18 protein-coding genes are annotated in these 21,290 nt (G+C 51.2%); all 18 read left to right on the top strand.

Features of this window, described 5'->3' with window-relative positions; genetic code table 11:
• Positions 1–287: 287 nt before the first annotated feature.
• The 18 genes from recF (at position 288) to ABGT88_RS01060 (ending at position 21,214) form a co-directional block, all read left to right on the top strand.
• On the top strand, positions 288–1,394 hold the full coding sequence (gene recF, locus ABGT88_RS01145) for a DNA replication/repair protein RecF (RefSeq protein WP_258327640.1): 1,107 nt from the start codon (positions 288–290) through the stop codon (positions 1,392–1,394).
• A complete protein-coding gene (locus ABGT88_RS01140) occupies positions 1,391–1,681 on the top strand; it encodes a DUF721 domain-containing protein (RefSeq protein ID WP_087407803.1) in 291 nt (96 codons plus the stop codon). Before recF ends, ABGT88_RS01140 begins: the two co-directional genes overlap by 4 nt.
• A gap of 10 nt (positions 1,682–1,691) precedes the next feature.
• Entirely contained in the window at positions 1,692–2,135 is a 444-nt protein-coding gene (locus tag ABGT88_RS01135) for a thioesterase family protein (protein WP_087407804.1), read from the top strand.
• A 417-nt stretch (positions 2,136–2,552) separates the two neighbouring features.
• Positions 2,553–3,170: an SIS domain-containing protein gene (locus ABGT88_RS01130; protein ID WP_087407805.1), complete on the top strand. Its 618-nt coding sequence runs from the start codon at positions 2,553–2,555 to the stop codon at positions 3,168–3,170.
• Positions 3,171–3,183: 13 nt separating this feature from the next.
• Entirely contained in the window at positions 3,184–4,128 is a 945-nt protein-coding gene (locus ABGT88_RS01125) for a carbohydrate kinase (protein WP_346699947.1), read from the top strand.
• An 84-nt stretch (positions 4,129–4,212) separates the two neighbouring features.
• The gene (locus tag ABGT88_RS01120; protein ID WP_346699945.1) at positions 4,213–5,265 is read left to right on the top strand and encodes a tyrosine-protein phosphatase; all 1,053 of its coding nucleotides are present in this window, start codon (positions 4,213–4,215) and stop codon (positions 5,263–5,265) included.
• 256 nt (positions 5,266–5,521) lie between these two features.
• Positions 5,522–7,333 (top strand): DEAD/DEAH box helicase, encoded by a 1,812-nt coding sequence (locus ABGT88_RS01115; RefSeq protein WP_258327630.1) that lies wholly within the window; start codon positions 5,522–5,524, stop codon positions 7,331–7,333.
• Positions 7,334–7,624: 291 nt separating this feature from the next.
• Positions 7,625–8,749 (top strand): Fic family protein, encoded by a 1,125-nt coding sequence (locus tag ABGT88_RS01110; RefSeq protein WP_346699943.1) that lies wholly within the window; start codon positions 7,625–7,627, stop codon positions 8,747–8,749.
• Positions 8,750–8,876: 127 nt separating this feature from the next.
• Complete coding sequence (locus ABGT88_RS01105) at positions 8,877–9,833, top strand: NAD-dependent epimerase/dehydratase family protein (protein WP_258327628.1); 957 nt, start codon at positions 8,877–8,879, stop codon at positions 9,831–9,833.
• A 6-nt stretch (positions 9,834–9,839) separates the two neighbouring features.
• The gene (gene kbl / locus ABGT88_RS01100; protein ID WP_087407811.1) at positions 9,840–11,033 is read left to right on the top strand and encodes a glycine C-acetyltransferase; all 1,194 of its coding nucleotides are present in this window, start codon (positions 9,840–9,842) and stop codon (positions 11,031–11,033) included.
• 197 nt (positions 11,034–11,230) lie between these two features.
• Positions 11,231–11,836 (top strand): WG repeat-containing protein, encoded by a 606-nt coding sequence (locus tag ABGT88_RS01095; RefSeq protein ID WP_298663784.1) that lies wholly within the window; start codon positions 11,231–11,233, stop codon positions 11,834–11,836.
• A 98-nt stretch (positions 11,837–11,934) separates the two neighbouring features.
• Positions 11,935–12,531: an RNA polymerase sigma-70 factor gene (locus tag ABGT88_RS01090; protein ID WP_346699940.1), complete on the top strand. Its 597-nt coding sequence runs from the start codon at positions 11,935–11,937 to the stop codon at positions 12,529–12,531.
• 55 nt (positions 12,532–12,586) lie between these two features.
• The gene (locus tag ABGT88_RS01085; RefSeq protein ID WP_346699938.1) at positions 12,587–13,564 is read left to right on the top strand and encodes a FecR domain-containing protein; all 978 of its coding nucleotides are present in this window, start codon (positions 12,587–12,589) and stop codon (positions 13,562–13,564) included.
• Positions 13,565–13,830: 266 nt separating this feature from the next.
• Positions 13,831–17,166 (top strand): SusC/RagA family TonB-linked outer membrane protein, encoded by a 3,336-nt coding sequence (locus ABGT88_RS01080; protein WP_346699936.1) that lies wholly within the window; start codon positions 13,831–13,833, stop codon positions 17,164–17,166.
• Positions 17,167–17,194: 28 nt separating this feature from the next.
• The gene (locus ABGT88_RS01075; protein WP_346699934.1) at positions 17,195–18,853 is read left to right on the top strand and encodes a RagB/SusD family nutrient uptake outer membrane protein; all 1,659 of its coding nucleotides are present in this window, start codon (positions 17,195–17,197) and stop codon (positions 18,851–18,853) included.
• A 31-nt stretch (positions 18,854–18,884) separates the two neighbouring features.
• Entirely contained in the window at positions 18,885–19,721 is an 837-nt protein-coding gene (locus ABGT88_RS01070; protein ID WP_258327623.1) for an endonuclease/exonuclease/phosphatase family protein, read from the top strand.
• A gap of 6 nt (positions 19,722–19,727) precedes the next feature.
• Positions 19,728–20,456, top strand: coding sequence for a GDSL-type esterase/lipase family protein (locus ABGT88_RS01065; protein WP_258327622.1), 729 nt, complete (start codon positions 19,728–19,730; stop codon positions 20,454–20,456).
• Positions 20,457–20,467: 11 nt separating this feature from the next.
• Positions 20,468–21,214 (top strand): endonuclease/exonuclease/phosphatase family protein, encoded by a 747-nt coding sequence (locus ABGT88_RS01060; protein ID WP_087407819.1) that lies wholly within the window; start codon positions 20,468–20,470, stop codon positions 21,212–21,214.
• Positions 21,215–21,290: the final 76 nt, after the last annotated feature.

Below are 21,290 nucleotides of genomic sequence, written 5' to 3'. Positions count from 1 at the left end.
TACAAAATTAATTAATCGTAGGGAGATTTCGGTCTCCCTTTTTTGTATTGCTGTTGGACGCTCTCAGGGGCTTTGCGCCCCCGCCGCTATGGCTTCCCCCGCAGTGTTTTTCATAGTTCTTGTTCCTTCCTTACTCGAAAAACGTTGCGTTTTGATTTGGATTCTTCAGAGAGAAACTATTTTTTTGCCCCGCGGCGGGAGGAGGGCCGGGCTATTTCGGCAAGGCATTTATGTTCGAAACCGAAAAAATTTGCGTATGTTTGTGGAAACAAAACGACAAACCCGACATGATTCTCTCCCGGCTATCGATAGTCAATTTCAAAAATATCGCCCAGGCAGATTTGCAATTCTCGCCCAACATCAATTGTTTCTTGGGAAACAACGGCATGGGGAAAAGCAATCTGCTGGATGCCATCTATTACCTCTCGTTTTGCAAAAGCTACACCCGCAACCCCGACTCGCAAAACATCCGCCACGGCGAGGAGTTTTTTGTCATACAGGGATACTACGAGCGCAACGGCAACGACGAGGAGCTGTATTGCGGCATCAAGCGCCGGCAAAAGAAGAGTTTCAAGCGCAACAAGAAGGAGTATGACCGGCTGTCGGACCACATCGGGTTTGCCCCGCTGGTGCTCTCGACCCCCTCGGACAACGAACTGATTTTGAGCGGCAGCGAAGAGCGGCGCAAATTTATCGACCAGGTCATCAGCCAGTTCGACAAGCCCTACCTGGGCATCCTCATCCGCTACAACAAGGCGCTGGAACAACGCAACGCGCTGTTGCGGCAGGAGTGCACCGACGAGATGCTCTACGACATCTGGGAGGTGCAGATGGACAGTGCCGCCGCCGAAATCTACGAAAGCCGCCGTCGGTTTCTGCAAGCCTTCATTCCCGTGTTTCGCCGCTTCTATGGCGAGATTGCCTCGCAAAACGAGGTGGCCGACCTCATCTACACCTCGCATCTGGCCGACGGACCGCTGTTGCCCCAACTGAAGGCTACCCGCCAGCGCGACCTGGCCATCGGCTACACCACCCGAGGCATACACCGCGACGACATGGAGATGATGCTGGGCGACTATCCCATGAAGCGCATAGGCTCGCAAGGGCAGTGCAAGACCTACCTGATAGCCTTGCGGCTGGCCCAATACGACTTTTTGCGTGAGCAGGGCGAGACTGTCCCCCTGCTGCTGCTCGACGACATCTTCGACAAGCTCGATGCCGAGCGGGTGAAGCAGATTGTCCGGCTCGTATCGTCCGACCACTTCGGGCAGATATTCATCACCGACACCAACCGCCAGTATCTCGATGAAATCGTGCAGTCGATCGGGTCGCCATACAGCATCTTCTCCGTCACCGACGGAGAGTTCAACCTTTTGGAGGGAAACATGTTATGAAGAAGCAGGAACCGCTATCCATCAAAGAGATTATCGCCCAGTTTATTGACGTAAACGACATGGGGCAAAAGCTCGACGAGACCCAGCTCATACGCCTGTGGCCCAAGATTGCCGGCGAAACGGTAAACGCCTACACCCAATCGCTGCAGGTGCGCAACCGCACCCTCTACGTACACCTGTCCTCGGCTGTGCTGCGCAACGAGCTGATGATGCTGCGCAACGAACTGCTGCGCCGCTATACCGAAGAGTTTGGCCACCCGGTCATCGACAATATTGTTTTCAGATAAAATACGATTTATGGAACCTACCGAAACCCCGATATTCCACCACACGCTGCCCCTGCAACTGCGCTTCAACGACGTAGACCTGCTGGGACATGTCAACAACTCGGTCTACTTCGCATTCTACGATCTGGGTAAATCGCGCTACTTCGAAGCGGTCAAGGCCCAGAACATCGACTGGAAGAAGGCCGACGTCGTCATCGCCAACGTCAACGCCGATTTCGTATCGCCCACCTACCCCAGCGAACCTATTGCCGTGCAAACCTGCACCACCGAAATAGGTAACCGCAGTTTCAAATTGTTACAACAGATTGTCAACACCGAAACCGGACAGGTAAAAGGGGTATGCCGCACCGTCATGGTGGGATTCGATGTCAAAGCCGGTACAGCAGCTGCCATCAGCGACGAATGGAAAGAGGCCATCTGCCGATTCGAGGGGAAAGAGCTGCGAAAAAAATAGCCGCTACACCCCGCAAATCCGTCGCCTTTCACTATTTTTGCAGAAAATAGGATGCGGCTCGGCATAGTCAAGTTTGAAAATTTTATTTTCATCGGTCTCTGCTCCCTGCCTTTCACTATTTTTGCAGAAAATAGGATGCGGCGCGGCATAGTCAAGTTTGAAATTTTTTTTTCATCGGTCTCTGCTCCCTGCCTTTCACTATTTTTGCAGAAAATAGGATGCGGCTCGGCATAGTCAAGTTTGAAAATTTTATTTTCATCGGTCTCTGCTCCCTGCCTTTCACTATTTTTGCAGAAAATAGGATGCGGCTCGGCATAGTCAAGTTTGAAAATTTCATTTTCACTTGCCTCTGCTCTCGCCTTTCACTATTTTTGTAACAATTTTATAGATGATGTCTTAACCCTATCTACTATAAACATGAATTTCAACGAAAAAATACAGGATATCCTGCACAAAGAGGCACAAGCCATTCTCGATATCCCCGTCTCGGACCAGTTTGAAAAAGCAGTCAACCTCATCGTCGAGCAAGTGCACCAGAAGGGCGGCAAGCTCGTAACCAGCGGTATGGGCAAAGCCGGACAGATTGCCATGAACATCGCCACAACCTTCTGCTCAACCGGTATCCCGGCCGTATTCCTCCACCCCAGCGAGGCCCAACACGGCGACTTGGGCATCTTGCAGAAGAACGACCTGATGCTGGTCATCTCGAACTCGGGCAAGACGCGCGAAATACTCGAGTTGCTCCAACTGGCTTCCAACCTGATGCCCGAACTGAAATTCATCGTCATCACCGGCAACAACCAGAGCGAACTCGCCCAGCGGGCCGATGTCTGCCTCTTCACCGGAGCTCCCGGCGAGGTATGCCCCCTCGGGCTCACCCCCACCACATCGACCACACTTATGACCGTCATCGGCGATATACTGGTAGTAGGTGCCATGGAGGCTACCCACTTCGACGTGCATCAGTATGCCCTGCGCCACCACGGCGGCTATCTGGGTACCCGCTCCCGCGAACAAAGTCAGAAAAAAGGTTAACACCCACAATACCATGCGTAAAATCATAGGAATAGGCGAATCCATTCTCGACATTATCTTCCGCAACCAGCAACCCTCGCATGCGGTGCCGGGAGGCTCTACGTTCAACACCCTCATCTCGCTGGGTCGGCTCGGCATTCCAGCCACCTTCATCAGCGAAATCGGGCACGACACAGTGGGCGACATGATTCTCGATTTTATGCAGAAAAACCATGTAGCCACCGAAAACCTCGACATCTTCTGTGACGGGAAGACCCCCATCTCGCTCGCCTTCCTCGACGAAAAGAACGAGGCCCGTTACATGTTTTACAACCAGTTCCCGCAAGAGAGACTCAACTTTGTGTGGCCCCGCATCGAGCAGGACGACATCGTTGTCTTCGGCTCATACTTCGCCCTCAACGTAGCCTTGCGCGACAAGGTGCGCGAGCTCATCGAGTTTGCCAAAGAGCGTAAAGCCATCATTTACTACGATCCCAACTTCCGCAACACCCACGCCCATGAAGCGGTGAAGCTGATGCCCTCGGTTCTCGAGAATCTCGAATATGCCGACCTGGTAAAAGGTTCGGTCGAAGACTTCAACAACTTGTTTCACCTGACCGAACCGCAGAAAATCTATACCGACCATATCCAGTTCTACTGCCCCAACTTCATCTGTACCCGGGGCAGTGCCGGGGCCGAACTCTTCTGCAATCAGGGGACCCGCCACTTCGAGGCCACACCCGTTACACCCGTGAGTACCATCGGTGCCGGCGACTCGTTCAATGCCGGTATCCTCTTCGGGCTTATCCGACACGAGATTACTCTCGAACGCCTCTACACCCTTACCCCCGATGAGTGGACCCCCATTATCCGATACGGCATGGATTTCGCCTCGGCCGTATGCCAGAGCATGGACAACTACATCGATCCCGATTTTGCATCGGGCTACACAAGCAAAGATAGTACAAATTCCCTATAAATATTCTAAAATAAAACAAACCCACGAACAGCTAACTATCGCATAGTCTTATCTTTGCACTAAATCTTCATCACGGATACAGATATGCGCTATCTACAACTTTGTTCTTTGCTCCTCGCATTGAGTGCCTGCGCTACGCATAGCGCCGACATCGACGTGGCTTGCGAAATCGACCCGCAAAACAACTATTTGTTGAAGTGGGAGACGACTCCGAGAATCGAAGGCGAAGTGCAGATATACCAATCGACCGACCCCGAGCGGTTCGATACCGAAAAGCCCCCGATAAAAGTAGCCAGCATTCAAACCGGCTATACTCTTATCCCCGACAGTATCCCCTCGCAGCGTTCCTACTTCCTGCTACGGTTCAACGGGCACGACGACCACATCGTGGGAGCCCGGGCCGAACGGCTGAAATATATCGAAAACTTCAGAGATCTGGGCGGATACACCTCGAAAAACGGCAAGCAATTGCGTTGGGGCAAAATATTCCGTTCGGGTGAATTCAATACCCTCACGGCAAGCAGCATCAACCGGCTCAAAAACATGGGCATAAAAACGCTTATCGACTTCAGAGACAGCGAAGATGTCATCAAGCCCAGCCCCGAGCTCGGGCTCGACAACGTCATCAACCTGCCGGGGGCTCTCCACTATCGGCAGAACCTGCTCCCCCGTCTGCAGAAAGAAGAGTTGCGGCGCGGCGATGCCAACCTCTTCATGCAAGACCTCTATGTAGCCATGGTATCGGGCTCGAAACGGGCCTTCAAGTCGATGTTCAACCAGTTGCTGGTCGAGGACAACTATCCCATCGTGCTCAGTTGTGTCAACGGCAAGGACTACACGGGCTTTGCCGTATCGCTGCTGCTCAGCGCCCTCGACATGCCCGAGGAGGTAATCATGAACGACTACCTGCTCTCCAACCGCTACTTCGACAAACGCCGCACGGCCTTCGACCCGAAAGATTGCTGCGACGGCACCCAGGAGGCCCTCTCGCTCATCCAGACCGCCGACAGCCGCTTCCTCTCCTATGCCCGCGACTATATACGCCAGCAATACGGCTCTATCAACAACTACCTCGAAGAGGAGCTGGGCGTCACTCCCGAAAAGCGGAAACAGCTGAAACAATATCTGTTGCACTGATTTCCGTCCGGGACCGCCGGTCCTTACCGCAAAGGTCCGCCCTACAAGCGGCCCAATATCCCCCCCGACACAAAACCACATCGAAGTGAGTGTATCCCCTTCGCGGTATATTGCGTTTTTTTCGTACCTTTGCCGGCGAAAACCAAACTCGTGGCGTACGAAAAATTTCTGCACACCCTCTCCCCTTAGCCCCGTTTGAGGACGAAGAAAGCCCTTGTGCTCCTGCGATAAAGCAAAAAAACTGACAACTGTATAGATGAAAACATTTCAAGAACTGGGTATCTGCGACGAGATACTGAAAGCGATTACCGAACTGGGATACGAAAACCCCATGCCCGTACAGGAGCAGGTAATCCCCCACCTCCTGAACGAAGAGACCGACCTGGTGGCTCTGGCCCAAACCGGTACGGGTAAGACGGCTGCCTTCGGCCTGCCCGTGATACAACGCATCGACCGCTCGCTGTGCCAGCCTCAGGCGCTGATTCTCTCGCCCACCCGCGAACTCTGCCTGCAAATTGCCGGCGACCTCACCGACTACTCGCAATACATCGACGGACTCACCATCCTGCCCGTCTACGGCGGCTCGAGCATCGAGAGCCAGATACGCACTCTGAAGAAGGGGGTACACATCATCGTGGCCACGCCGGGCCGCCTGCTCGACCTGCTCGAGCGGAAAACCGTGCGGCTCGACCACGTTTCGACCGTCATCATGGACGAGGCCGACGAGATGCTCAACATGGGATTCCTCGACAGCATCAACGCCATCCTCGCCCAGGTGCCCCAGGAGCGCAAAATGCTGCTCTTCTCGGCCACCATGCCGCGCGAAATCGAGCAGATTGCCCGCACCTACATGCACAACCCGCAGGAGATTGTGGTGGGCAGCCGCAACGAGGGGGCCGAGAACGTGCGCCACGTCTACTACATGGTGCATGCCAAAGACAAATACCAGGCTCTCAAACGCATCGCCGACTATTATCCCAATATCTACGGCATCATCTTCTGCCGCACACGGCGCGAAACCCAGGAGATTGCCGACCAGCTCATCGCCGACGGCTACAACGCCGACTCGCTGCATGGCGAACTGTCGCAGGCTCAGCGCGACGCCGTCATGCAGAAGTTCCGCCTGCGCAATCTGCAGCTGCTCGTGGCCACCGACGTGGCCGCCCGGGGGCTCGACGTGACCGACCTGACCCACGTCATCAACTACGGTCTGCCCGACGACATCGAAACCTATACCCACCGTAGCGGCCGCACCGGCCGGGCCGGTAAATCGGGCGTATCGGTCGCCATCATCCACAGCCGCGAAAAGGGAAAGATGCGGGCCATCGAGAAGATTATCGGCAAGAAATTCGAACGTGGTCTGGTGCCTACCGGCGAACAGATTTGCGAGAAACAGCTCTTCAATCTGGCCGACCGCATCGAAAAGGTGAAGGTCAACGAAGAGGCGATTGCCAAATACCTGCCCAACATCTCGCGTAAACTGGGGTGGCTCAACGAACAGGACCTCATCAAGCGCATCGTGTCGCTCGAGTTCAACCGACTCATCGACTACTACCGCGATACCCCCGACCTCGACCTGCCCGACGAGAATACCCGTAAACCCAAAGCCGAAAACGGAGGGGCCCAAGAGGGGCGGAAAGGTCGCAACAAAGACAGCCGCACGGCCGAGGAGGGCTTCGAACGCATCTACATCAACCTGGGCAAGGCTCACGGATTCTTCCCGCCCAACCTCATCGAGATGATCAACTCGCTCGTGCCCGGACGTGTGAATATCGGCCGCATCGACCTGCTGCCCGCCTACTCGCTTTTCGATGTCGAAAAGGGTGCCGCCAAGAAAGTAGTGGGAGCCCTGAAGGGGAACGAATTTTACGGACACCGCATCTATGCCGAAATTGCCACCGACAAGGACTACGCCGCCAAGGGCCGTAAAAAAGGAGGCAAAGAGCGCGAAGGCGACGGCCGCCGCAAGGGCGAGAAGCGCTACGGCTCACCGCGCAAAGGCGGTGCCGACAGCCGCTACAAACACGAACGCCGCAGCTCGAACCCCCGAAAGGAGCGCCGCAAGTAACCCCATACGACCCCGACTCCCGTCGGGACTGCACAACCCATCAATCACCCCGACCCTCTGCATCCGCATGAAGAGTCGGGGTGTTCTCTTATCCGCATATCCGCGCCGCTGTCCCCACGATTACCGTCCACTCCCCGCCCTCGACGAAACCGCAACTACCCTCCTCCCTCCTGCACATCTCTATTCCATTCCCGTCACCCCCTGCCTGTCACCCAATAAATACTAAAAAAGATTTTCCCGCTTGGAGAGTCGATTAAAGCACCCTATATTTGTATAAAATATAGATATATTATGGATATATTCTGCAAAATAAACCCCTCTGAACCAGAATTTAAAGAGTTACAAAACCAATTACAGGCAATCGATAGCCTCACGGCGGCCTGGCATACCCGTCGAAAAGAGACGATACCCCGGCACGAAACCCTGCAACCAACCATCGAGGCCACCATTGCAGCCTCGCTGGCTCTCGAAAATATGCCCTGCTCTCCGTCCCTGATTCACAAGATACTCGCCCAACCATCCGATACGCCCGACAAACGGGCCTGTCTGGTTACCGGCTACAACACCATACTCAATGCACTCTACGCCGATGCCCGCAAATATCCGCTGTGCGAAGATACCATCGTAGCCATGCACACGGCCCTCTTTCCCCACGGAAAGAACAACAGTCCGGGAAAAGCGAGCACAGTCCGCCCGGCTGCGGTAAACTTCCTCGACTACAAGGCACCCACACTTTTCAACCGCAGCCGCACGGGGTCGGTCAACAGCGAAATAGGTGACCTGGTCAAGTGGACCAACCGTGAACTCACGCATCACAGCCACCACCCGCTCGTCGTCATTGCCGCCTTTGCCTACGAGTTCATCTCCATACACCCGTTCCGCGAAGGGAAGGGTGAACTCTCGCGCATCCTCTCCACCCTGCTGATGCTGCAAAACCGCTACGAGTGGGCCCGGGAAATCTCGATCGACAGCTTCATCGAACAACGGCGCACCACCTACTACCAAACCTTGAAACGAGGGCAACAGAACCGGTATTCGACCCAAGAGAACATCACACCGTGGGTACTGTTCCTGTGCGACACCTGGCTGCAATCGCTGCACAGCCTCATACCCGAACAAGCCGAAGCGACCACCGCATTGCCCCGACAAGCCGAAACAGACGTACCCGCCCAGCCCACAGCGCCCCCGGTATCGCCGGTCGCAGAGTCCGGCACGCCCGTCTACCTCAACGCCCGGCAAAAGCAGATACTCGCCTTTCTCAAACGGGAAGAGCCGGCCAAAGTAGGCGACATTGCCCACGCACTCAAAACCATATCCATCAATACCCTCAAGAAAGACCTGCTCTACCTGCGCCAGAAAAACCTCATCGAGTCGCACGGCGTGCTCAAAGGAACCATATACACCGTGAAAAAATAACGCAACCGACACGAAAGAATAATCTCACTCGAAATAACAACGGCGACAAAATTTGTGTATATTTGCCCCAAGGAACCTTAATAAATCTATCAAAGCACATCAACCCGATCAAAAAGGTAGCATAGACATGAAAAGAATTCTTGTAATCGGATCGACCGGACAAATAGGGTCGGCGCTAATGACAAAACTCCGCAGCGAGTATGGCAGCGACAACGTCGTAGCCGGATATATCGAGGGTGTACCTCTGAGCGATGAACTGAAAAACGGCGGTCCCCTCGAAGTCGCCGATGTAACCAACGCCGCCCAGATAGCCGCCATCGTCGACAAATACAAAATCGACTCCATCTACAACCTGGCAGCCATCCTTTCGGCCCAAGCCGAGAAGAAGCCTCTGCTGGCCTGGAACATCCAGATAGGCGGTGTGCTCAACCTGCTCGAAATCTCGCGCGAAAAAGGATGCTCGCTCTTCACGCCCAGCTCCATCGGGGCATTCGGCGACTCGTCGCCCAAGATGAAAACCCCGCAAGAGACCATCCAACGCCCCCGCACTATCTACGGCGTGAGCAAGGTATCGTGCGAGCTGCTGAGCGACTACTACTTCTACCGCTACGGAGTCGACACCCGTTCGGTACGCTTCCCCGGCCTCATCTCCTACGAAACCCTGCCGGGCGGCGGAACCACCGACTATGCCGTAGAAATCTACTATGCAGCCGTCAAAGGCGAGAAGTTCGAAATCCCCGTCAAGGCCGGCACGTTCATGGACATGATGTACATGCCCGATGCCCTCAAGGCCATGGTCATGCTCATGGAAGCCGACCCCTCGCGACTGAAACACCGCAACTCGTTCAATATCGCCTCGATGAGCTTCGACCCCGAAATCATCTATCACGAAATCAAAAAATTCTACCCCGACTTCGAGGCCGAATACAAGATAGACCCCGTGCGTCAGCAGATCGCCGACTCGTGGCCCGATATGCTCGACGACTCCTGTGCCCGTGCCGAATGGGACTGGAAACCCGACTACGACCTCGAATCGATGTCGGTAGACATGATCGAACACCTCAAAAAGAAACTCCTTAAATAAACGCCTATGTTTACACAAATGAAAGAGTATCTGGCCCAACAGCTCGCCCAGATCAAGGCCGACGGATTGTACAAAGAAGAACGTACCATCATCACCCCCCAGAGTTCGGCCATCAGAATTGCCGAGAAAAGCGGCAAAGTACTGAACTTCTGTGCCAACAACTACCTGGGACTCTCGGATAACCCCCGGCTCATCGCCGCCGCCAAAAAAGCGATGGATACACACGGTTTCGGCATGTCGTCCGTACGGTTCATCTGCGGAGCCCAAGACCTGCACCGCGAACTCGAAAAGGCGATTGCCCGCTACTTCAAAACCGAGGATACCATCCTCTATGCCGCCTGCTTCGACGCCAACGGCGGTGTGTTCGAACCCCTCTTCACGGCCGAAGATGCCATCATCTCCGACGCCCTCAACCACGCCTCCATCATCGACGGTGTGCGCCTGTGCAAGGCCAAACGCTACCGCTATGCCAACGCCAACATGGAAGAGCTCGAGCACTGCCTGCAAGAGGCCCAGGCCCAACGCTTCCGCATCATCGTGACCGACGGCGTGTTCTCGATGGACGGCAACGTAGCCCCCATGGACAAAATCTGTGCCCTGGCCGAGAAATACGATGCCCTGGTGATGGTCGACGAGTGCCACTCGGCCGGTGTCGTAGGTCCTCACGGACGCGGCGTCAGCGAACTCTTCAACCTCTACGACCGCATTGACATCCACACCGGCACGCTGGGCAAAGCCTTCGGCGGAGCCATCGGCGGATTCACCACCGGTCCCAAAGAGATTATCGACATGCTGCGCCAGCGGTCGAGACCCTACCTCTTCTCCAACTCGCTGCCCCCTGCCGTCGTAGGTGCCGGAATCGAAGTCTTCAAGATGCTCGACGAGAGCGACGAACTCCACACCCGCCTGATGGAAAACGTCACCTACTTCCGCGACAAGATGCTGGCCGCCGGCTTTGACATCAAGCCCACCCAGTCGGCCATCTGCGCCGTCATGCTCTACGACGCCAAACTCTCGCAGACCTTTGCCGCCCAAATGCTCGACGAAGGCATCTACGTGACCGGATTCTACTACCCCGTCGTACCGCAGGGACAAGCCCGCATCCGCGTACAACTCTCGGCCGCACACACCCGTGAAGAGCTCGATGCCTGCATCGCCGCCTTCATCAAAGTGGCCAAGAATCTGGGAGTACTCAAATAGAAGTTTTATTTCCTCCATATCCAAGCAGAGGCTGTATCGCCATACACGATGCAGCCTCTGCTGTTCTTATACACACGCTACAAGGCCATAGAGGAGAATCTGAAAAATTTGATTTTTTAAAATAGTTCGCTATATTTGTCCTATTGAGATCAAAGGGGAAAGAAAAAATAGAGAAGATAACCTTAAAATTGAAACACATGAAATCGCCGATACTTTTACTCCTGTTAGTTCCGATGACGTGGCTCTCGTGTACCGGCATCATGCCATTTTCGCCTTATGCAGGCAACTACTCGTCGCAAATGGCCCGACGACTGACACCGGTCGAGAATCCGGCTACCGGCTTATATGGCTACGTCAACGATTTAGGCCTGTGGGCCATCCAACCCCGATACCAGTCGGCAAATCGATTTGGAGCCAACGGGTTGGCCCGTGTACGTTTGGGAGCCCGCTACGGGGCCATCAATATGGCCGGAAAGACCGTTATCAATTTCAACTTCTCCAACGGTTACGATGTCGATGCCGCTATCCTTTCGATGGGTAAAGGCAGAATGCGGGGCATAGAATTGTGGGAAGAGCAAGATTCCCGCACCGGTCTGTACGGCTATCTCGACTACTATGGAACCTGGTTTATCAAGCCGCAATATTACCGAGCCCGAGCTTTCAATCGCGAGGGATATGCCGTTGTCGAGATGAAGCGAGGCCAATGGGGAGCTATCGACCGCAATAACCGCGTGGTAATTCAACCGGCTTTCACCTCACCGTATGACGCAGAAAATGCTCTCAGACGATTGATGGGGTATTGATTTCACAGGAGAACGATAAATCTGTATTAGAAAATTAACAAAGAACCAATGCTGTTTTTATGCAGATGACTTACATTTGCATATAATAATTTGCAGGAATGAAACACGAATACGATGATATTATCATAGGCCTTAAGTCAGGATCTTTCGATGCTTTCGAGAAAATTTACAAGTTGTATAGTGGCAAGTTATACAATTTCGTTATGAAAATTTCGAAAGGCGACAGCTATTGGGCCGAAGAGATTGTTCAGCGTACATTCGTAAGATTATGGGAGATACACGATCAGATAAATCCCGACAAATCATTGATTTCCTATCTCTGTACCATCGCTAAAAACTTGTTACTGAACATATACCAGCGCCAAACGGTCGAGTATATATATGCCGAGTATGTGCTCGAATCGGCGCAAGAATATAGCGACAATAACATTGACGATGTTCTGGATGGAAAACTGTTGGAAAAGTATATCGATCGACTTGCCGAAGAGTTACCCCCATCTCGCAAAAAGATTTTCATCATGAGCAAGCGCAAAAATCTGAGCAATAAAGAGATTGCTTTAGAGTTGAACATTTCGGAAAGTACCGTGGCTACTCAGTTGTCTTTGGCTCTCAAGTTTATGAAAGACAAGCTGATGAATCATTATGGCGAATTATTGACCGTAATCATATACACGGTGCTAATTAAGACTATTTAACCATGTAAAATTAGATAGGTGAAGAGGTTTACCTGTACACTAAGTAAAGGAACAAATGGATAAGAACAATTTCAAAATACTCATTGAGAAGTATCTGGAAGGCAATGCTTCGCCAGTCGAGGTCAGAGAATTGTGCGAATGGATACGCAACAACGATTCGCTCGATCGCTGGATGATGCGTGAAATCGAGAAATGCGATTCTTCTCTCGATAAGGAGGTTTACGACCGATTGTATAGTCGCATTAAAGAAGCCATAGATTCTCGAGAAGAGAAAACCCGCTCGAAAAGGATTGTCTTTACCCGACTCATACGTTGGGCCGCCATTATCTGCCTGCCTATTGTAGCGGCATTGATAACCTATGAATTGCTTTCGACGCCCACCCCCGACACCCTTCCGTTGATTGTATCGGCCGAAAGCGGCGAACGAGCTAAAGTACAGTTACCCGATGGTACACAAGTAAATATCAACTCGGCTTCACAGATAAGCTACCCCCAAAATTTCGGAAGCAAAGAACGGGTTATAGAACTCGATGGAGAGGCCTACTTCGAGGTGACGCCCGATAAAGAACGTCCGTTTATCGTAAAAGCTGCGGGACTTGAAATTACCGTATTGGGAACCTCGTTCGATATCAGTGCCTATAAAGACGATCCCGATGTCTCGGTAGTATTGCTGACGGGTAAAGTCGATGTAACATCGGCACAAGGTCGCTGTGTGATGCAGCCCGATGAAAAATTGGTCTATAACAAACAGACAGGATCGATGACAGTAGGAAAGGTCTATTCCCAGGAATATGTCGAATGGACCAACGGCAACCTGCGTTTCGAAAATGAATCACTGGAGAATATCGTCAAGATTCTGTCGCGGGTATACGATGTAAAAATCGTGTTCGATGCGGGCTTCCCCAAGGATAAGTATTTCTTCACGGGCTCGATAGGAAACGGCGGAATTACCAATGCACTCGATATTCTGTCGATGACATCGGCTTTGCAGTACGAAGTACGTGACTCGGTAATCGTGCTTCGCAAAAAATAAAAAAACTGCTCCTCCACCTTGTCATACTCCCCTCCAAAGGGGGAGATAGTTACCTTGGTATTTAATCAAGGCAGGGCAGATTATAAGTATTCGCGACAGATGATTCGTGGAATATGAACAAGGTCAGGAATAATAACAAATGTTAATTTCGAACCTTGATTGGATAATCCTCCCCCTCACCTTGTATACCTAATAGACGATGAAAAAAATTTGAGAATAACACATTATTGCAGGTACCTTTACTAATAAGACAAAATGAAAAACGTATGAAATCACACCATTTTAAGATGCGGAAACTATGTATCGCGCTATTTGTGCTCTTTGCATGGAATATTCAGGCGCAAATTACAGTAGACATCAAGGAGAAGCCTTTAAAAGAAGCCTTGAAGCAGATAGAGCGATCGAGCGATTACAATTTCTTTTATAATGTAGAGTTGGACGGGCTTGACAAATTGGTAACAGTCAAAGCCAACAATGCCTCTTTGGAAGAGACAATGACACTATTGCTAAAGGGAACAAATATCACTTATGAGAAAAAAGTAGACAACGTAGTCGTGCTCATACCCAAATCGCAATCGGCCAAAAAGGCCCGCTCCGTTTCGGGGAAAGTAGTAGACCATAAAGGCGAAGCGATTATCGGTGCAAGTATCATGGTCAAGGGTTCTTCTCAAGGGACATCGACCGATGTGAACGGAAATTTTACCATCGACGATATTGCAGATCATGCCATGCTGGTAGTTTCGTCGATCGGCTACAAGAAGGAAGAGGTTGCCGTGACCGAAGGAAATTCGATTGAAATCCGGTTGGACGAAGATACCAACCTGATGGACGAAGTGGTTGTCGTAGGCTACGGAGTACAGAAAAAGATAAACTTGACGGGGTCGGTCGTATCGGTCGATCACGATGTGCTGGCCAACCGACCCATAGCCAACGTGACGACAGGTCTGCAAGGCTTGCTACCGGGTGTATCTATCGTCAATACAACGAGTCGCCCCGGCGACAACAACTCGTCTATACGGGTTCGTGGTGTGGGAACCTTGAACAACTCCGATCCGTTGATTCTTATCGATGGTGTCGAGGGCGATATGAATACCTTGAATCCCGACGACATAGAATCGGTTTCGGTTCTGAAAGATGCCGCTTCATCGGCTATTTACGGGTCGAGAGCCGCAAACGGTGTTATCCTGATTACGACACGCAAAGCCAATCGCGAAGCAAAACCCACGGTCACTTATTCAGGATACTTTGCCATGCAAACCCCTACGGCATTACCCGAAATGCTCGATGCCGTCGAGTATCTCACCCTGTTGAAAGAGGCTACGTCGAATGTCAATAAAAGTTGGGGATATACCCAAGAAGATATCGACGCAGTCATTAACGGAACCGACCCCAACTTCAGAGCCAATACCAACTGGATAAAGGAAATCACCCGAGATTATGCCCCACAACACGGACATAACGTCAATATCAACGGAGGAAATAAAACAATGGGATATTATCTCTCCTATGGAAACCTCACCACATCGGGGCTCATGGTGGGTAATGGCTATCATGCTACCCGTAACAACGTAAGAATGAAACTGAATACCGAGCTTTTCGACCGATTAACGATTAACGGTAACATGAGCTATACCGATGTGGATAACTGGACTCCGGCCACCAGCGACAGCGGAAGTTCGGGCCTTTTCTATCAGGCTCTGCGCTCGTCGCCTCTTACCCCGGTCAAGTTTACTGATGGACAATGGGGCTATGGCGGTAGCTCGGCCAACCCCATAGCGCAAGCCTACGATGGCGGGTTCATCAACTATCACAAACGGGAGACTTCGTTGAATTTCAGTGCCGAACTGAAAATCATCACCGGCCTCACCGCCAAGGTACAGTATGCTACCCGGCTGGTCGATGTGCTGCGCAAACAGCAGCAAAACATCATACAGCACTTTTATCCCGACACCGATACCCCGTTGGCCTATACCTCAAACACAAGCAAGTTCAGCCAGCGTGATATTGCCCAACGTTATCAGAACCTGATGGCTCAGGCCGATTACGATAAAACCATTGGCAAGCATTCGTTCCATATTTTGGCCGGTTTCTCGCAAGAATGGCAATTGTACCAGCAGATGGATGCCAGTCGGGAGGACTTGGTATCGAACGACTTGCATGTGCTGAATGCCGGAACCGATTTGCAGACCAATAGTGGTTATGACAACCACTGGGCCATTCGCTCGGGTTTTGGTCGCATCAATTATAACTACAACGACCGCTATCTGGTTGAAGCCAACCTGCGTTACGACCTCTCGTCGAGGTTCCATAAGAGTTGTCGAGGAGGTTATTTCCCATCAGCTTCGGTGGCATGGCGCATGTCCGAAGAGTCGTTCATGGAGTCGACCCGTAGCTGGCTCGACAATTTGAAAATACGGGCTTCGTATGGTACCTTGGGTAATCAATACACCTCGTCGCTTTATCCCTATATGGCCTTGATCAAGCCCTCTACGTCGAATATGCCTATCGGGGGCGAGATAACCTCGTCAATGCAGCAAAGCGAGGCTTCGAACAATATTCTCTCGTGGGAGACCATAAAGATGACCAATATCGGTATCGACGCCAATCTGTTCAACAACCGACTGTCGTTGACGGCCGACTACTTTATCAAGAATACCGATGATATTTTGTTGAAGGTGAAACTCCCCGATGTGTTGGGTGTGAGCGAACCGTACCAGAATGCGGGGAAAGTACAAAACAAAGGTTGGGAAATAGCGCTGTCGTGGCAAGACAAGATTGGCAAAGACTTCCACTATGGCGTGAGCCTCTCCTTCTCCGATGTAAAAAACAAGGTAGTGAGTGTAGGAAACACGGCCGACGACTTTAGCGGCGACCAGATACGTGCCGTGGGTTATCCTATCGACGCTTTCTGGGGGTATAAGGCCGATGGCTTGTATACGGTCGACGATTTCAACTACGATCCCGCTACCAACACCTATACTCCCAAACCTACTACACCCATCATCGAGGAGTATCGCACCAAGGTGCAGCCGGGTGATATTAAATATGTCGATTTGAACGGCGACGGGAAAATTACCCCTACCGATGACCGCTGCTATATAGGCAGTTCGATACCTCGTTACAACTATACCATCGGTCTCAATGCTGCCTGGCGGGGGCTCGATTTCAGCCTGTTGCTGCAAGGGGTAGGCAAGTGTGCCGGTTATATCGGAGGTATGGGTCGCCATGCGTTTACCGAACTGGCCAACTATCCTCAGAAAGCCCATCTCGACCGTTGGACCTGGGAGAACCAGAACCCCAATGCTTCGTATCCGCGTTTTACTTATGACGAGACCTATAACCGCGACGAGTTCTCCTCTTTCTGGATTGAAGATGCCTCGTATTTGAGAATAAAGAACTTGCAGGTAGGCTATACCATTCCTCGCAAAGGGATCATATCCAAGTTGCACATCGAGAATTTAAGAATCTATTTCTCGGGCGAGAATTTGTGGACCCTTACCGATTTTTTCCCGTCGTATGACCCCGAAATCCCGGTGAGCGATGGCGGGTACTATCCCATTACCTCGTCGTATTCGATAGGGTTGAGTATTACGTTCAAATAATTATCGATGATATAAACAGTAAGTACATATGAAAACAAGATATTTAACCATTTTACTTTGCTCGATACTGGTATGGTCGGGCTGCAACGATTCGTTTCTCGACAGAATCCCGCTGGACGAGCTTACCGACGAAACCTATTGGGAGACCGAAGAGCATCTGATACTGGCTTCAAATGCCTGCATCAATTACCTGCGGGGGAAAGACATGAGTGTCGATATGGAATTTCTCGGCGACAATGTTTTTCGTGAACGTTCGTCGGAGTACAAGACGCTCGGGAGCGGTAACTTTACAAGTGATTTGTCGGTTATTAACTCCGAGTGGACCAACGACTATGACGGGATAAGACGCTGCAACCATTTCTTGGAGAACTATGAGCGGGCTCAGAAGGTTTCGGCTTCGATTCGGGAGCGCTATGCCGGTGAGGCTCGGTTCATGCGAGCCTATTTGTATAGTTACTTGGTCAACTGTTTCGGCGATGTACCCTTGGTAGTCAATACCATCGACGTAGGCGATGAGGCTCTGTACGGCCCGCGTACCGACAAAGAGACTCTGATTGAGTGGATTCTCAATGAGTATGAATTGGCTGCTACGGCATTGCCTTATGCCAAAGATTTGAAAGATACCGAGTTGGGACGTCCTACCAAAGAAGCTGCTTGGGCCTTTAAGTCACGTTTTGCCCTGTATCACGAGCGTTGGGACGAGGCTGTTGCTGCAGCAGAGGAAGTGATGACCGCCAATTTCCACAAGTTGTATGACAACGGCAACCCCGAGACGACCTACCACGAGTTGTTTACCCTTGCCGCCAACCCGGTAACAAACAAAAGCAACCGTGAGTTTATCGTTACCCGTCTGTATAGCGAGGAGGCCGGGTTGACCCATAACCTCAGCCGTGAGTTGCAGGTGCCCAACGAAGAAACTCGTTATGCGCCTACTCGTTCGCTCATGGATGCTTATCTGTGCAACGGGCTGCCTATAACCATCCCGGCAAGCCGTTATCGTGAGAATACCCACGAAGCCATCTTCAACAACCGAGATCCCCGTATGGCTCAGACTATCTTGAAACCCGGGGCTGAATGGGGCGGATATCCCGGAAAAACGATTTATGAACAACCCAAGTTCTCCAACTCGGCAACCAGTTGCCGCACGACAACCGGCTGGTATTTTACCAAATTTGTAGAGCTCTCGGCTATTTCGCGCTATAACAAAGACCAGAATGCAATCCCGCTGATGCGTTATGCCGAGGTTTTGCTCAACTGGATTGAGGCTAAGGAGATGCGTGGCGACGCTATTACCCAGCCCGATATTGACAAGTCGATCAATCTGCTCCGCGACCGGGTGGGAGCCGACAAGATGGTATTGACTACTTTGAAAGCCTATGGCCTCGACTTACGCGATGAGATTCGCCGCGAGCGTCGGGTTGAGCTGGCTCTCGAGGGCGAGCGTTACTTCGATTTAATGCGTTGGAAACAGGGCGACCTGCTGGCCAAAGATGTGACCGGCATGCGTAAAAGCACTGTGCCTGCCAGCGAATATGAGTATGTAAAGGATATTCCTACCGACAGCGAGGGTAACTTGGTCCTTATGACCGGTCGTACCTTCTCGGCTGAGAAGAATTATCTGTGGCCCATACCGTTTACCCAAACGCAGCGCAACCCTAATTTGTTGCCCAATAATCCCGGGTGGTAATCTATTTGAGAATCATTAAACTATCTTTTATATGAGAACTCATTGTACATTCATCTTATGCCTGTTTGGAGTGCTTTTAATGACAGCTTGCGGTTCGTCCGACCCAGTTTTATCTGGGCCGGATGAAACCGAAAGTGAAGAATCTCTGGTAACCTTGGCCGGGGACCGTTCATTTTCTTTGTTGTCGTTGAGCGCCGATAAGGGAATGGCCTCGGGCTCGTACCAGGTAGAACCTTTGGCCGCATTTATTCAAGAAAACAATACCGATGTGGTGGCTTTGCAAGATGTCGATTATGGGACTACTCGTACCGGCAAGACCAATTTGGTGGCCGATGTTGCCTATCGGTGCAGCAAAGAGGGTAACCGCAGGCAGGGCGTATTTGCCTCGACCGGGCGTGAAGATGGTGGCGAAACCGGTGTCTCTCTTTTTGTGCGAGAGTGCTTTTATGGAACTAATAAGGTAAATTTGAACAATGAGTTGGTGTTACTCACCATGCCTTATGAATTGAAATCGGGCGAGACGGTTCTTGTAGCTACTTGTCAGTTCGATCGGAACGATGCCAGCAAAAGGGTTCGCCAGGCCGAGGCTCTGGCTGCTTATGCCGACCAAGTGAAACAGAATATTGTCATCTGTGCCTCTATTCATGAGGACTTGTCGGGGAATGTCCTCAATATCTTGACAACAAAATACCGTCGTTCTTGCAAGTTTGCAGCAGAGAATACCTATCCTGCCGATGAGCCTGTATCAAGGTATGATTACATTCTCACCCCTCTTTCTCAAAATTGGGGCACACAGACGGTAATGGTAAAAGGCGATGCCACGGTATCGAATCATAAAGCATTATTCATACGAATAGGATTAAAATAGGGAACAATGAAAAAGTATAATCATCTGTTTATTTGTGCATTGATGTTACTCTCCCTGTCGTGGAGTCTGGTTGGCTGTTCCGATGACAACGAAGATTATCCGAAAGGAGAACGTCCGCCGGTTATCGAGTCGGTCCGTAAAGTAGCCTGCATAGGCAATAGTATCACATATGGAGCCCGTCAGTTCTTGAACGACCGGGAAAAAGAGTGTTATCCGGCTCTGTTGGGCAATATGCTGGGCGAAAACTTCGAGGTAGGCAACTTTGGCTGTAGCGGTACTACCCTGCTGAAAAACGGGAATCAGCCCTATTGGAACACCAAAGAGTTTACCAATGCAAAAGCCTTTCTCCCCAACATTGTAATTGTCAAGTTTGGAACAAACGATTCGCGGTCGATCAACTGGCCCAATCACGGGGCGGAATTTGAGTCCGACTTGACCGATTTCGTGCTCGAGCTTCGCAGCCTGTCTACCCGGCCCAGAGTTTTCCTGTGTACTCCGGCAATTGCATACAGCAATTCGATTGGTGCCGATGACGGGGTGATTACCTCCGAGATTATTCCTGCCATTGAGCGGGTAGCCGAAACTCAAGGTCTCACCGTAATCGATCTGCACACTGCATTGCAAGGACATCAGGACTTATTCCCCGACGGAATTCATCCCGGCATAGAAGGTAACCAGCTAATAGCATCGACCATTTACGATGTATTAGCTCGAGAATATTCTTTAAACAATTGAAAATTAAAATTATGACCAAAAAATTTATATTCATTTTGCTGAGTGTGTGTCTGTGGGGCAGTGTGTCGGCTCAGACTCAACTTAAAATCATGTCGTTCAATATTCATGCGGGGTACGATGCCCCGATGGCCGATATTGCGGCCTTTATCAAGGCTCAAGATCCCGATATCGTGGCTTTGCAAGAGGTCGAGTATTATACCAACCGTTCGGGAGCCAATAAGCCGAGAACAATTAACAACAATATCAATATGCTCAATGAACTGGCTGCTCTTACAGGGTATCAGGGCATGTTCTACGTCACCCTCGAAAGTTGCTACGGAGGAAAATTTGGCAATGCCATTCTGAGCAAGTACAGTTTCGACGAGACCCGTCGTATCATGTTGCCTTGTGCTGCCGGAACCGAACAGCGCTGTGCCGCTATTGCCGATATTACTTTGCCCGATGGAACCGAGGTCTCGATTGTCGACACCCATCTCGACATGTCCAATCTCGATAACGGCATGGCTCAGATTAAAGAGGTGGCCCGTATCCCCCAAATGGGCAAGTGGTATCTCTTGGCTGGTGATATGAACCGCCGTGTGGGTACGGCCGAGATAAATGAACTGTCGAGCGTGTGGACTCTGGCTTTCAGCGAGGGCTTTGACCATATAGGCTATTATCCGTCGAGTGGCTGGGTAGTCAAGGAAACAAAAGTGTTTTCCGACAACACCTTGTCGGACCATTTTCCGATCATGGTCACACTCGAGCTGGCCAAATAACAGGAAACCAAAAGAGTATCATATTGTCTTATTCTCAGTTTAATTTTAATCGTCGTCTAAATTATTTACTATTAAA

The sequence above is a fragment of the Barnesiella sp. An22 genome (assembly GCF_963931395.1).
Lineage (GTDB): Bacteria > Bacteroidota > Bacteroidia > Bacteroidales > Barnesiellaceae > Barnesiella > Barnesiella merdigallinarum.
The sequence above is the reverse complement of the archived record's forward strand: the minus strand, read 5'-3'. Positions and strand labels throughout refer to the sequence as shown.

Excerpts from the sequence above, each read along its gene's own strand:
- recF (WP_258327640.1), top strand. The coding sequence starts at position 288 with ATGATTCTCTCCCGGCTATCGATAGTCAATTTCAAAAATATCGCCCAG.
- ABGT88_RS01140 (WP_087407803.1), top strand. The coding sequence starts at position 1,391 with ATGAAGAAGCAGGAACCGCTATCCATCAAAGAGATTATCGCCCAGTTT.
- ABGT88_RS01135 (WP_087407804.1), top strand. The coding sequence starts at position 1,692 with ATGGAACCTACCGAAACCCCGATATTCCACCACACGCTGCCCCTGCAA.
- ABGT88_RS01130 (WP_087407805.1), top strand. The coding sequence starts at position 2,553 with ATGAATTTCAACGAAAAAATACAGGATATCCTGCACAAAGAGGCACAA.
- ABGT88_RS01125 (WP_346699947.1), top strand. The coding sequence starts at position 3,184 with ATGCGTAAAATCATAGGAATAGGCGAATCCATTCTCGACATTATCTTC.
- ABGT88_RS01120 (WP_346699945.1), top strand. The coding sequence starts at position 4,213 with ATGCGCTATCTACAACTTTGTTCTTTGCTCCTCGCATTGAGTGCCTGC.
- ABGT88_RS01115 (WP_258327630.1), top strand. The coding sequence starts at position 5,522 with ATGAAAACATTTCAAGAACTGGGTATCTGCGACGAGATACTGAAAGCG.
- ABGT88_RS01110 (WP_346699943.1), top strand. The coding sequence starts at position 7,625 with ATGGATATATTCTGCAAAATAAACCCCTCTGAACCAGAATTTAAAGAG.
- ABGT88_RS01105 (WP_258327628.1), top strand. The coding sequence starts at position 8,877 with ATGAAAAGAATTCTTGTAATCGGATCGACCGGACAAATAGGGTCGGCG.
- kbl (WP_087407811.1), top strand. The coding sequence starts at position 9,840 with ATGTTTACACAAATGAAAGAGTATCTGGCCCAACAGCTCGCCCAGATC.
- ABGT88_RS01095 (WP_298663784.1), top strand. The coding sequence starts at position 11,231 with ATGAAATCGCCGATACTTTTACTCCTGTTAGTTCCGATGACGTGGCTC.
- ABGT88_RS01090 (WP_346699940.1), top strand. The coding sequence starts at position 11,935 with ATGAAACACGAATACGATGATATTATCATAGGCCTTAAGTCAGGATCT.
- ABGT88_RS01085 (WP_346699938.1), top strand. The coding sequence starts at position 12,587 with ATGGATAAGAACAATTTCAAAATACTCATTGAGAAGTATCTGGAAGGC.
- ABGT88_RS01080 (WP_346699936.1), top strand. The coding sequence starts at position 13,831 with ATGAAATCACACCATTTTAAGATGCGGAAACTATGTATCGCGCTATTT.
- ABGT88_RS01075 (WP_346699934.1), top strand. The coding sequence starts at position 17,195 with ATGAAAACAAGATATTTAACCATTTTACTTTGCTCGATACTGGTATGG.
- ABGT88_RS01070 (WP_258327623.1), top strand. The coding sequence starts at position 18,885 with ATGAGAACTCATTGTACATTCATCTTATGCCTGTTTGGAGTGCTTTTA.
- ABGT88_RS01065 (WP_258327622.1), top strand. The coding sequence starts at position 19,728 with ATGAAAAAGTATAATCATCTGTTTATTTGTGCATTGATGTTACTCTCC.
- ABGT88_RS01060 (WP_087407819.1), top strand. The coding sequence starts at position 20,468 with ATGACCAAAAAATTTATATTCATTTTGCTGAGTGTGTGTCTGTGGGGC.